General features: G+C 69.3%; 12 protein-coding genes. 10 read left to right on the forward strand and 2 right to left on the reverse strand.

Features of this window, described 5'->3' with window-relative positions:
• The first annotated feature begins 217 nt into the window (after positions 1-217).
• The 4 genes from E3O62_RS11785 (at position 218) to ligA (ending at position 4429) form a co-directional block, all read left to right on the forward strand.
• Positions 218-523 (forward strand): winged helix-turn-helix domain-containing protein, encoded by a 306-nt coding sequence (locus E3O62_RS11785; protein WP_104103546.1) that lies wholly within the window; start codon positions 218-220, stop codon positions 521-523.
• The gene (locus E3O62_RS11790) at positions 523-762 is read left to right on the forward strand and encodes a hypothetical protein (RefSeq protein WP_134396256.1); all 240 of its coding nucleotides are present in this window, start codon (positions 523-525) and stop codon (positions 760-762) included. The genes E3O62_RS11785 and E3O62_RS11790 overlap by 1 nt, the downstream gene beginning before the upstream one ends.
• 162 nt (positions 763-924) lie before the next feature.
• Positions 925-2163 carry a tRNA 2-thiouridine(34) synthase MnmA gene (mnmA, locus tag E3O62_RS11795; RefSeq protein WP_134398628.1) on the forward strand — a complete coding sequence of 413 codons (1239 nt, stop codon included), beginning with the start codon at positions 925-927 and terminating at the stop codon, positions 2161-2163.
• On the forward strand, positions 2156-4429 hold the full coding sequence (gene ligA, locus E3O62_RS11800) for an NAD-dependent DNA ligase LigA (RefSeq protein ID WP_134398629.1): 2274 nt from the start codon (positions 2156-2158) through the stop codon (positions 4427-4429). The genes mnmA and ligA overlap by 8 nt, the downstream gene beginning before the upstream one ends.
• Position 4430: 1 nt before the next feature.
• On the opposite strand, the gene E3O62_RS11805 is transcribed toward ligA, so the two are convergent.
• Together E3O62_RS11805 and E3O62_RS11810 are read right to left on the reverse strand one after the other, a co-directional pair.
• Positions 4431-5225: an alpha/beta fold hydrolase gene (locus tag E3O62_RS11805; protein ID WP_134398630.1), complete on the reverse strand. Its 795-nt coding sequence runs from the start codon at positions 5223-5225 to the stop codon at positions 4431-4433.
• Positions 5222-5767, reverse strand: coding sequence for a PadR family transcriptional regulator (locus E3O62_RS11810; RefSeq protein ID WP_134398631.1), 546 nt, complete (start codon positions 5765-5767; stop codon positions 5222-5224). The genes E3O62_RS11805 and E3O62_RS11810 overlap by 4 nt, the downstream gene beginning before the upstream one ends.
• 298 nt (positions 5768-6065) lie before the next feature.
• On the opposite strand from E3O62_RS11810, the gene E3O62_RS11815 reads away from it, so the two are divergent.
• From E3O62_RS11815 to E3O62_RS11840, 6 genes are all read left to right on the forward strand, one after another.
• A complete protein-coding gene (locus E3O62_RS11815) occupies positions 6066-7394 on the forward strand; it encodes an alpha/beta hydrolase (RefSeq protein ID WP_134398632.1) in 1329 nt (442 codons plus the stop codon).
• Positions 7395-7432: 38 nt separating this feature from the next.
• Positions 7433-7729, forward strand: a complete 297-nt coding sequence (gene gatC, locus E3O62_RS11820; protein WP_166784587.1) for an Asp-tRNA(Asn)/Glu-tRNA(Gln) amidotransferase subunit GatC — start codon at positions 7433-7435, stop codon at positions 7727-7729.
• A gap of 3 nt (positions 7730-7732) precedes the next feature.
• Complete coding sequence (gene gatA / locus E3O62_RS11825; protein ID WP_134396250.1) at positions 7733-9295, forward strand: Asp-tRNA(Asn)/Glu-tRNA(Gln) amidotransferase subunit GatA; 1563 nt, start codon at positions 7733-7735, stop codon at positions 9293-9295.
• Positions 9295-10800, forward strand: coding sequence for an Asp-tRNA(Asn)/Glu-tRNA(Gln) amidotransferase subunit GatB (gatB, locus tag E3O62_RS11830; protein ID WP_134398633.1), 1506 nt, complete (start codon positions 9295-9297; stop codon positions 10798-10800). Before gatA ends, gatB begins: the two co-directional genes overlap by 1 nt.
• Entirely contained in the window at positions 10800-11114 is a 315-nt protein-coding gene (locus E3O62_RS11835; protein ID WP_134398634.1) for a hypothetical protein, read from the forward strand. Before gatB ends, E3O62_RS11835 begins: the two co-directional genes overlap by 1 nt.
• Positions 11115-11212: 98 nt before the next feature.
• Positions 11213-12229, forward strand: coding sequence for a VIT1/CCC1 transporter family protein (locus E3O62_RS11840; RefSeq protein WP_370448923.1), 1017 nt, complete (start codon positions 11213-11215; stop codon positions 12227-12229).
• Positions 12230-12455 lie beyond the last annotated feature (226 nt).

Here is a 12455-nt window from a genome sequence, read left to right on the forward strand (position 1 = left end):
TGCTCGCCGCCCTCCCGGCCGCCCACGCCCGGGCGGCCCGGGCCGGCCTGGCCGACCGGATGCCGGGCCGCTGAGCCGCGCCGCGGCATCCGCGCTCTGCTGCACGTTGTCGCTCCTCACCCGCCGCGCGGCTGACGTGGTGGTGCTGGACGCCGTGGACCTACACGTGTAAGGTATTTCTTACAGGTAAATGGATGTCGAGGGGAGCGTGAGCACGATGACGCTCGACGAGGAGATCGCCCGGCTGTCCGCACTCGCCAACCCGCACCGGTTCCGCATTATCGCCCTGCTGGCGGAGGAGTCCCTCCATGTGAGTGAGCTCGCCCGTCGGCTGGGGATGTCCCGGGCACTGTTGTATATGCACCTGCAACGACTCGAATCGGCCGGTTACGTGACCGGGCACCTCGAACTCTCCGACGACGGCAAGGCCCTGAAATTTTTCGAGGTCGTTTCGTTCGAGGTCACCACCAACGTCGCACGCATCGTTGCGGCGGTCGCAGCCGATACAGAAAGCACACACTGATGGACAACATTCCCTGGTTCGCCTGGATCGCCATTGTCGGCATCATCGCCGGAGTCACATCGAGCATCGTGGCGGCCGTGCTGCGGTCGCGCGAGAAGCAGGCGGAGTTCGCCGGAGCGGCGGACCTGCGCGGCCTCGTCGAGCAGAGCACCGCGAGCAATCAGGCCGTGCTGGACCGGCTCGCACTGCTGGAGCTCCGCCTCGACTCGATCGAGCGAACCCTGACCGATATCCCCTGACCGATATCCCCTGACCGATATCCCCTGGCCCTGGCCCTGGCCTTGGCCTTGGCCTTGGCTGGTGCCGCGGGCATCCGTCGTCGCTCGTCCCGGCCCATCGTTCCGTTGCGCGGGGGCTGGGCGGGGGCTGCGCGGGGGCGCTCACCCGATTACACTCGTCAGGTGAAGGTTTTGGCAGCAATGAGCGGTGGGGTGGACTCCGCCGTCGCCGCAGCCCGCATGGTAGAGGCGGGACACGAGGTGGTCGGGGTGCACCTGGCCCTCAGCCGGATGCCCGGAACCCTGCGGACCGGCAGCCGCGGCTGCTGCACGGTCGAAGACTCGATGGATGCCCAGCGGGCGGCCAACATCATCGGCATCCCGTACTACGTCTGGGACTTCTCCGAGCGGTTCAAGCTCGACGTGGTTGACGACTTCATCGCCGAATATGCCGCCGGCCGCACCCCGAACCCCTGCATGCGCTGCAACGAGCGGATCAAGTTCGCCGCCCTGCTCGAAAAAGCCCTCGACCTGGGCTTCGACGCCGTCGCCACCGGTCACTACGCCACGATCGTGACGGATGCCGACGGCAACCGAGAGCTGCACCGCGCCAGCGCCTGGGCCAAGGACCAGTCCTATGTGCTCGGCGTGCTCACCCAGGACCAACTGGCGCACTCGATGTTCCCGCTCGGCGCGACGCCGTCCAAGGCCGAGGTGCGAGCGGAGGCCGCGGCGCGCGGTTTCTCGGTGGCGAACAAGCCCGACTCCTACGACATCTGCTTCATCCCCGACGGCGACACCCGAGGCTGGCTGGCCGAGCGCGTGCCCCCGGCGACCGGAGACATCCTCGACCGGGACGGCAACACCCTGGGCACGCACGAGGGGGCGGCCGCGTTCACCGTCGGGCAGCGCAAGGGGCTGCAGATCGGCACCCCGGCGGCCGACGGCAAGCCCCGGTTCGTCCTCGAGGTGCGCCCGATCTCCAACACCGTCGTCGTCGGGCCGAAAGAGGCGCTCGCGATCAAGAAGATCGCCGGCACGAAGTTCACCTGGTGCGGCGTGGCCCCCGCACACCCGGAGATCGCCTTCGACTGCGACGTGCAGATCCGCGCCCACGCCGACCCGGTTCCCGCCGTGGCCCAGATCGTTCCGCTCGAGGCCGGCTCGTCCGCCGAGACCAGCGCGAGCCGCGGGAGCGGCGCCACCACCGAGCTCGTCATCATCCCGACCGAGCCGCTCACCGGCGTCGCACCCGGGCAGACCGCCGTCGTCTACCTCGGCACCCGCGTGCTTGGGCAGTGCACGATCGACCGCACGGTCAGTGCCGTCGAGAGCGCCGTCGAGAGCGCCGTCGAGAGCGCCGTCGAGAGCGCCGTCGAGAGTGCCGTCGCCGCCGCTGATGCCGTCGCCGTCGATGCATAGCCCGGCGTCCGACCCGGCGGCAGACGCGCCCCTGCACATCGCCGCGGCCGAGGTCTCCGACCTGACCCAGCGCATCCTGGAAGCACGGGACGCGTACTACGACCGCAACGAGGCCGTCATCACCGACGCGGAGTACGACGCGTCGGTGCGCCGCCTCGCCGAGCTCGAGCGGGAATTCCCCGAGCTGGCCAGTCAGGACAGCCCGACCCAGACCGTGGGCGGCCGCGCCGAGACCAGCCTGTTCGATCCGGTGCAGCATGCCGAACGCATGCTCAGCCTCGACAACGTCTTCTCGCTCGACGAATTCGGCCTCTGGGCCGCGAAGGTCGAACGGGACGCCGGGCGGCCCGTGCACTACCTCTGCGAGCTCAAAATCGACGGACTCGCGATCAACCTGCGCTACGAGCAGGGGGTGCTGGTCAGCGCCGCCACCCGCGGCGACGGGGTGGTCGGCGAGGACGTCAGTGAGAACGTCGCCTGGGTGCCCGGCATTCCGAGAAAACTGCGGGGCACCGGGCATCCGGCCCTGATGGAGGTTCGCGGTGAAGTGTTCTTCCCGGTCGCCGAATTCCTCGAGCTCAACGCGCAGCAGGTCGCCGCCGGCGAACGCGTTTTCGCGAATCCGCGCAACGCGGCGGCCGGCTCCCTGCGCCAGAAGGCCGAGGGTAAGACCGCGGAACCGCTGCGCCTGATGCGGGCCAGGCTCGGCCGGCTCCGGATGCTGGTGCACGGCATCGGCGCGTGGGCCACCCCGCCGGTTGCGTCCCAATCCGGCGTCTACGAGCTGTTGCAGGGCTGGGGTCTGCCTACCAGCAGCTACTACCGGGTGGAACCCTCCGCGGCTCTCGCGGCGGATTTCATCGCGTACTACGGCGAGCACCGCGCCAGCGTCGACCACGAGATCGACGGCATCGTGATCAAGGTCGACGAGTTGGCCCTGCATGCCGAACTTGGTGCCACCAGCCGGGCGCCGCGCTGGGCGATCGCCTACAAATACCCGCCCGAACAGGTCAACACCAGGCTGCTCGACATCGTCGTCAGCGTCGGCCGGACCGGCCGGGCCACGCCGTTCGCCGTGATGAAGAAGGTGCGGGTCGCCGGTTCCGAGGTGCGCCAGGCCACCCTGCACAACCAGGACGTGGTCCAGGCCAAGGGCGTCCTGATCGGCGACATCGTCGTGCTGCGCAAGGCCGGCGACGTCATCCCCGAGGTGCTCGGCCCGGTGGTCGAGCTGCGCGACGGCACCGAGCGAGCCTTCGTCATGCCGGTGAACTGCCCGGAGTGCGGCACGCCGCTCGCCCCGGCCAAGGAGGGCGACATCGACCTCCGCTGCCCGAACGCGCGCAGCTGCCCGGCTCAGGTGCGCGGCCGGGTCGAGCACATCGGCTCCCGCGGCGCCCTCGACATCGAGGTGCTCGGCGAGGTGGCCGCCGCCGCTCTCACCCAGCCCACCCGTCCGGCGGAGCCGCCCCTGCCCACCGAGGCCGGCCTGTTCGACCTCACCCTCGACGACCTGCTGCCGATCGAGGTCATCGTGCGGGACGCCGAGACCGGGTTGGCCAAGGAAGAGGATGACGGCTCCGTGCGACTGCGCACGCCGTTCCGGCGCAACCCTACGGCCGCCGAGAAGAAGGAGGGCGTCGAGGGACCGCAGGCGTCGTCGAGTGCGCAGAAGCTCCTGCGCGAGATCGAGCTGGCGAAGACCAAGCCGCTGTGGCGGCTTCTGGTGGCCCTCAACATCCGTCACGTCGGGCCGGTGGCGGCGCGCGCCCTGGCCGGCCACTTCGGTTCCCTCAAGCTGATCCGGGCCGCGTCCCGCGAGGAGCTCGCCGAGGTCGACGGGGTGGGCGGCATCATCGCCGACGCCATCATCGCGTGGTTCGAGGTGGACTGGCACCAGGGCATCGTGGAGCAGTGGACGCTGGCCGGCGTTCAGTTCCGCATATCGGGACATCCCGGTCCGGGAGCCGCTGCGGCGGCAGGGGGAGTGCTGGCCGGGCTCACGGTGGTGGCCACCGGCTCGATCGAGGGCTACACCCGGGAAGAGGCGCAGGAGGCGATCATTTCCGCCGGGGGCAAATCCGCCGGGAGCGTGTCGAAGAATACCGACTTCGTGGCCGCCGGTCCGGGCGCGGGGTCGAAGCTGGCCAAGGCGGAGGCGCTCGGCCTGCGGATCCTCGACGCCGCCGAATTCCACCAGCTGGTCACGAGCGGCCCCGAGTCCCTGGCCGAGACCACGGCCGACGCCGACGCCGACCCGGCTTGATTCAACGGCTCTCCTCGCCCGGCACCTCTGACGCGTCGACCCAACCGAGCACCATCCGGGTGAACAAATCCACATCCTCGATGCTCCAGACATGGTGCATGCCGGGTGCGGTCCAGGTGCGAGTCTGCGGCAGGTGGGCGAGCAGCGCGGGAAAGCTGTCCCGGACGACGCGGGACTCCCGTTCGCCCGCCACCGCCAGCAGGGGGCCGCGGTAGTCCTGCAGCCTCTCCGGGACGCCGCCGCGGTTCACCTCGGCGAAGACGCGCCGGGCATTGTCGGTTCGGAGACTCAGACCGTGTTCCACGAAGAGGTCGACCGCGTCGGAGGGCAGGCCGAAAGCCTTCGCCTGGGCCCGCCAGTACCAGGGGCGGTGCCAGAGCCGCAGTTGCATCGTGCTCAGGAGACGGGCTGTGCCGTGCACCCCGGTGAGCGGCACGCCGGACACCAGGCACGAGTGCAGCAGTCCCGGGTGCCGGGCCATGACGTGCGTGGCCACCAGGCCGCCCAGGGACAGCCCCACCAGATGGGCCCGGCCGCCGCGCGCGTGCGCGGCGATGATGCCGGCCACATCGTCGGCGGTCTGACCGAGGGAAAGCCAGTCCTCTCCGGCCCGGTCACCGAAACCGGGCAGGTCGGGCGTGAGCAGGTGCCGGTCGGTCATTCCCTCCACCTGCGGTCTCCAGGACCACGACGCGACGTTGCCGCCGTGCAGGAACATGATCGTGTCGGTCCCCGTGGTGTCAACGCCGTGCTGCAGGGGATAGCGGGATTCCAGACGGCGGCGGGGAGGGCTCATCCGAGGGCTTCCTTCGTCTCGACCAGCCACGCGAGTTCCGCTTCGGCGTGGAGGATTCCGTTCCGCAGCGTTGCGAAGCGCAGCCTGCGTCCGAGGTCGTCCGGGGCACGATCATCGGGCTCGCGGTGGGCCTGCTCCTGCTCGGCGACGGAACGCAGTGCGGCCAGCATCGCGGTGGCCTGGCCGCGCCGCGCCCGCAGCAGTGCCCGGGTGGCCGGCACCCCCAGGGTGCCGACGAAGAACATCCTCATCAGGAACGCGTCGTGCGAGGTTTCGGGTTCCAACGGCGCCCGCAGCCAGTCGCCCAGAGCCGCCCGGCCGGCCGAGGTGATGTGGTGCTCGCGCCGGTCGGGGCGTCCCTCCTGAGGAATGACCTCGACGTCGGCGAGTCCGTCGGCGACCAGTGCCGCCAGCGTGCGGTAGATCTGGGATTGGTCGGCGGACCAGAAATGGGCGACGGATGCCTCGATGCTCTTTTTGAGGTCGTATCCCGTCATCGGTGCGAGGTCCAGGATCCCGAGGAGGGCGATTTTCAGCGACATGTTTATATAAGATCACACCTATACAGGATGATGCAAGTATTAATTTTGGCGCAATTGACCCTCGATCGGGGGTCTCCCGGACCCGCTGTGGGGGCACGGCCGCACCATCCGTTTCAGTAGTCTGGAGACGCAATGCTTGTCTGTTAGGGGCCGGGTTGTTTTGCTACTCGGTGTTCGTGAGGGGACGTGCCCAGGTTTGCTGTTAGAAGCGGCGGTTCTAACGCTCTCTCTGGCTCTCAATGGAGTCAGTGAGACCTCTGGCGCGCTCGCTCTCAGCACCACAGTCCAGGGCCAACCGGTGCCGAACCGGGGCGCCGAACCCGCCGCGGCGGAACCGTTGTGGCTGAACCTGTCGGCGCGCACCGGCACGTCGGTCGGGGTACCCGGCGCCGGCGACCCGCGGGTTTCCGCGCAGCCGATCGCATCCGTGCCGAGGTCCGCCACGGTCGCCACGGTCGAATCCGTGCGGGGGTTGACCGGAGCCAACCTGCTGGCCGGGCTGTCCACCCTCTCCGTGGCCGACCTGGCCGCGTTCGTGGAGCAGGCCCCCGGCCAGGTCGACGCCCTGTTGACGGCGCCGCCCGCAGCCTCCGCGGTGGCCGGCCTCTGGACGGAACTCGGCGCTTCCGAGCGTTCGTCGCTGCTGGCTGCCGCACCCAAGCTCGTGGGCAACCTGGAGGGCGTCCCCTTCCGGGAGCGGGGCAGGGCCAACGCCCGCTACCTCACGCAGAGCCTGGCCGACGTCACCCAGCGGCTGTCCGACGCGACCGACGACAGCGAGCGCACGCAGCTCAACCGAGAACTCGCCGTCCTGACCCAGGTCAAGGCGGCACTGAGCACCCCCGACGGCGCCCCGCGCCGTTCCTTGATCCTCCTCGACCCCGCAGGCGGCGGGCGTGCCGCAATCGCCCTCGGCAACCCGGACACCGCCGAATTCGTCACCTATCTGGTACCCGGCATGAACTACACCGTGGAGCAGCAGATCGTCAACTGGGCCGACACCGCAGACGCCGTGTACACGGAACAGATCGCGGTGCTGCGCGGGGGGGCGCCGTCCGGGCACGCCCTGACCGGCGGCATCCGCGCCGCCGGCGTCGCCACGATCGCCTGGATCGGCTACGAGGCCCCCACCGTGTTCACCGTGGGCGGGACGGGCCTCGCGGAGGTCGGCGCCGACTTCCTGGAGCAGTCGGCTCTGGGCATCGCGGCCGACCGAGGCACGCGTCGGCCCTTTGTTTCGGTGCTCGCACACTCGTACGGGTCGACCGTGGCGCTCACGGCGCTGGCCCGCGGCACGTTCGGGGTGGACGCCCTGGTGCTGGTGGGGTCCCCGGGCAGCCAGGTGCAGTCCGTCGACAGCCTGAGCGTCGCGCCGGGCAGTGTCTATGTGGGCAGCGCCGACTGGGACCCGACCGTGAACAGCGCTTTCTTCGGCAGCGATCCCGGCGCGGAGTCGTACGGAGCGAACACCCTCGGCGTGTCCGGCGGGAACGATCGGATCACCGGCTCCTGGCTGAACGGATCGGTCGGCCACAACGCCTACTTCGACGTTGGAAGCGAGTCCCTGCACAACATGGCGTTGATCGGAACCGGCAACGCGGATCTTGTCACCGACGGCTCCGAATAGAATTGGGGAATCCACCCCCGACGATCGTACGGAGCAACATGTCTGAAATCACGGCCGAGCAGGTTGCCCATTTGGCCAACCTTGCCCGGATCGACCTCAGCTCGGAGGAGATCGCCCGCCTCACGACCGAACTCGGTCAGATCGTTGACTCGGTCGCGAAGGTAGCCGAAGTGGCCACGCCGGATGTGCCGGCGACGAGCCACCCGATGCCGCTGACCAATGTCTTCCGCGCCGACACGGTGGTCCCCTCGCTCACGGTCGAACAGGCGCTCTCCGGGGCTCCCGACCGGGACGGCGACAAGTTCCGCGTGCCCGCAATCCTGGACGAGGAGTAAACCATGACCAACGTGATCAAGTTGTCCGCCGCCGACCTCTCGGGTCTGCTTGTCGAACGGTCCATCAGCTCCGTCGAGGTGACCCAGGCCCACCTGGACCAGATCGCGGCCGTCGACACCGGTGTGCACGCGTTCCTCCACGTGGCCGGCGAGGCCGCGCTCGCCGCCGCAGCCCGCGTCGACGCCCGGCGTGCCGCCGGCGAGGTGCTCGGGCCGCTCGCCGGGGTTCCGATCGCCATCAAGGACGTACTCGCCACCATCGACATGCCCTCGACCGCCGGTTCCAAGATCCTCGAGGGCTGGATCCCCCCATACGACGCCACCGTGGTCAGGCGCGTGCGCGACGCCGGGCTGATTCTGCTCGGCAAGACCAACATGGACGAGTTCGCGATGGGCTCGTCGACCGAATTCTCCGCCTACGGCCCGACGCACAACCCGTGGGACTTCGACCGGATCCCCGGCGGCTCCGGCGGTGGCTCCGCGGCCGCGGTCAGCTCCTTCGAGGCGCCGCTGGCACTCGGCAGCGACACCGGCGGCTCGATCCGCCAGCCGGCCGCCGTCACCGGCTCGGTCGGCGTCAAGCCCACCTACGGCGGTGTGTCACGCTACGGCTCGATCGCTCTCGCATCCTCGCTCGATCAGGTCGGCCCGGTGACCCGCACGGTGCTCGACGCCGCCCTGCTGCACGACGTGATCGGCGGGCACGACCCGCTCGACTCGACGTCGCTCACGGACACCTGGCCCTCGATGGCGGCCGCCGCACGCGCCGGCCTCGCCGACGGGGCGCTCACGGGGGTGCGGGTCGGCGTGATCAAGGAGCTGAGCGGCGACGGATTCCAGGCCGGAGTCGCGCAGCGCTTCACCGAGACCCTCACGCTGCTTTCCGCGGCGGGCGCCGAGATCGTCGAGATTTCCGCCCCCAGCTTCGAGTATGCGATCGCTGCCTACTATCTGATCCTTCCGGCAGAGGCGTCGAGCAACTTGGCGCGCTTCGACTCGGTGCGTTTCGGAATCCGGGTCAACCCGGAAGACGGCCCGCTGACCAGCGAACGGGTCATGGCGGCCACGCGCGACGCGGGCTTCGGCCCCGAGGTCAAACGCCGCATCATTCTCGGCACCTACGCCCTCAGTGCCGGCTACTACGACGCCTACTACGGCAGCGCGCAGAAGGTGCGCACGCTGATCCAGCGCGACTTCGACGCGGCCTTCGCGAAGGTCGACGTGCTGGTGTCGCCGAGTGCGCCGACCACCGCGTTCAAGTTCGGCGAGAAGATGGCCGACCCGATGGCCATGTACCTCAACGACGTCACCACGATCCCGGCCAACCTTGCCGGGGTCCCCGGCATGAGCCTGCCGATGGGACTCGCGCCCGAGGACGGCCTGCCGGTCGGCCTGCAGATCATGGCGCCCGCGAAAATGGATGCCCGTCTCTACAGCTTCGGAGCCGCCGTCGAGGCGCTGCTCGAAGCATCCTGGGGGCACACCCTCCTCAGCCGGGCGCCGGAACTGGCGCCGAGTGACATGTTTGCCGGCACAGCGTTTACAAGCACAGAGGGAGCCGTCTGATGAAGAAGGCCGAACTGATGGACTACGACAAGGCTCTGGAGCTGTTCGAGCCGGTGCTCGGCTTTGAGGTGCACGTCGAGCTCAACACCAAAACAAAGATGTTCTGCGGCTGCGCGAACGAGTTCGGCCAGGGTGCCAACACCAACACCTGCCCCACCTGCCTGGGTCTGCCCGGAGGGCTGCCGCAGGTGAACGCGAAGGCCATCGAATCGAGCATCCGTTTGGGGCTCGCCCTCGGCTGTGAGATCGCGGAGTACTCGCGGTTCGCCCGCAAGAACTACTTCTACCCGGACACCGCGAAGAACTTCCAGACTTCGCAGTATGACGAGCCGATCGCGTTCAACGGTCAGCTCACGATCGAACTCGAAAGCGGACGCCTGGTCACGGTCGACATCGAGCGCGCTCACATGGAGGACGACGCCGGCAAGCTCACCCACGTGGGTGGGGCGACCGGTCGCATCCAGGGTGCCGACTACTCGCTGGTCGACTACAACCGCGGCGGAGTGCCGCTGGTCGAGATCGTCACCCAGATGATCGAGGGCGGCGAGGCGGACTCACCCGAGATCGGCCGCACCTACGTTGCCGCCATCCGCGAGATCGTGAAGGCGCTCGGCGTCTCCAACGCCCGGATGGAAGAGGGCAACGTGCGTTGCGACGCGAACGTGTCCCTGCGCCCGCGCGGCTCGAACGTGCTCGGTACGCGCACCGAGACCAAGAACGTGAACTCGCTGCGTTCGGTCGAGCGGGCTGTGCGGTACGAGATCCAGCGTCAGGCTGCCCTGCTGCACGCCGGTGGAACCATCACCCAGGAGACCCGGCACTGGCATGAGGACACCGGCATCACCTCGGCCGGTCGGCCCAAGTCCGACGCCGACGACTACCGGTACTTCCCGGAGCCCGACCTCGTTCCCATGGCCCCGTCGCGGGAATGGGTGGAAGAACTCCGCGCCACCCTGCCGGAGCCTCCGGCCGCCCGCCGCAAGCGGCTCCAGGCCGATTGGGGCTTCGCCAACCTCGAATTTCAGGATGTCGTCAACTCCGACCTTCTCGACGCCGTCGAGGCAACCATCGCAGCCGGCGCCGCAGCTCAGGCCGCCCGCAAGTGGTGGACCGGCGAGGTTGCCCGCCTTGCGAACGCCTCCGGTGTGTCCGCCGACTCGCTTGTACAGCCGGCGCAGGTCGCCGCATTGATCGAACTCGTCGTGGCCGGAACGCTCACCGACCGCCTGGCCCGGCAGGTGCTCGAGGGCGTCATCGGCGGCGAGGGCACTCCGCTCGAGGTCGTCGAGTCCCGCGGCCTCGCGGTCGTCTCGGACGATGGCGCGCTGATCGCGGCGATCGATGAGGCTCTGGCCGCCCAGCCCGACGTACTGGTCAAGATCCGCGACGGCAAGGTTCAGGCTGCTGGAGCCGTGATCGGCGCCGTCATGAAGGCCATGCGCGGACAAGCGGATGCCGCCCGCGTGCGTGAGCTCGTGCTCGAGCGTGCCGGAGCGGCCGAGTAATGGGCCTGCGGAACACGCGCCAACCTGCCGCCGACGGGTACCCCGGTTCCCAGCCGGGTGCCCTCGGTGTGGGAGCGCAGGTCGTGGTGCGCTTGGATCGTGGTCGGTATCCGGACTCCGACGCCGAAGACCCGAGCGGCGTGATCGTGGCGGCCGGAGAACTCCAGGGTGCGGCCCTGTACGCCCCCGTGTCCGGACGGGAAAGCGTATGGGTCGTGGAGTTCGACGAACCCTTCTACGGTCTCGACGGTTCTGGCCCGCACGCGTCGGCTCGGGTGGCGCAGAGCTCGCTCGAAGCCGCCCCCGAGGCGTAACCGTCGTGGAGCAGGAACTGGAGCAGGAGCGCCCGGCGACCGCGCGGGACATCCGTCGCTGGCGCCGCTACCTGGCAGACGAACGGGCCGAAGCGACGGTGTACCGCGACCTCGCCGGTCGCCGTAGCGGCGAGGAGCGCGAGATCCTGCTGGCTCTGGCCGACGCCGAGGGGCGCCACGAGCAGCACTGGCGGCACCTTCTCGGTGACCAGGTCGGAGCCCCGCGCCGGGGCGCGATCCGCACCCGTTTCCTGGGGCTACTGGCCCGCAGGTTCGGATCGGTGTTCGTGCTTGCCCTCGCCCAGCGTGCCGAGGCCCGCTCCCCGTATGACGCCGATGCCGACGCCACCGAGACCATGGCCGCCGACGAGCGCATCCACGAGGAGGTCGTGCGTGGGCTGGCCGCTCGCGGCCGGCAGCGGCTGGCTGGCACGTTCAGGGCCGCGGTCTTCGGGATCAACGACGGCCTCGTCAGCAACCTGGCCCTGGTGCTGGGCATCGGCGCCACCGGAGTGCCCGCCGCCACGATCCTCTTCACCGGTATCGCCGGTCTCCTCGCCGGGGCACTCTCGATGGGTGCCGGCGAATATGTCTCGGTACGGTCCCAGCGTGAGCTTCTCGAAGCCTCAACGCCGAATCCGGCGTCCCGGAACGTGCTGGCCCATCTCGATCTGGCTGCGAACGAGTTGACCCTGGTCTATCGCGCGCAGGGGATGTCGCCGGAGAAGGCCGAAATCCATGCACGCGAGGTTCTGCGCACGGTGGCCATCGCGACCGGCTCGGTCGACGTCAAGAAGACCGGCGGCCTGGCTCCGGCGGTCGACGAGCACGAGGCCATCGGCACGGGAATCGGAGCGGCCACGTCGAGTTTCTGCTTCTTCGCCTCCGGGGCGATCCTGCCGGTGCTGCCGTATCTGTTCGGCCTCGACGGGATCACCGCGGTCATCGTGGCCGCCGTGCTCGTGGGGCTCGCCCTGCTGGCCACCGGTGCCATCGTCGGTCTGCTCTCGGGCGGGCCGCCCTGGCGGCGCGCCATCCGTCAGCTCATCATCGGTTTCGGTGCCGCCGGCGTCACCTATCTGCTGGGTCTTCTCTTCGGAACCTCGATCGCCTAACGCGGCTCCCGAGCCGGCCGGTAATTGAGCCGCCCCGGTGGTTGAAATTGTCGAAACCCCGCTCAGAACGGGGCCGGATCGTCCCTGGCCAGCGGTCGAACGGTCGGCTTCGATCCCGGCCGCTTCCCCGGTGGGCGGATGATCGTGGCTGGCTCACTGATGAACGTGCGCCCGGTCGGCGAGGTCCACTTCAGGGTTCCGTCCGGGAGGTGCGTGTAGGTCCACC

This window comes from Cryobacterium sp. TMT2-15-1 (assembly GCF_004402345.1).
Taxonomy (GTDB): Bacteria; Actinomycetota; Actinomycetes; order Actinomycetales; family Microbacteriaceae; genus Cryobacterium; species Cryobacterium sandaracinum.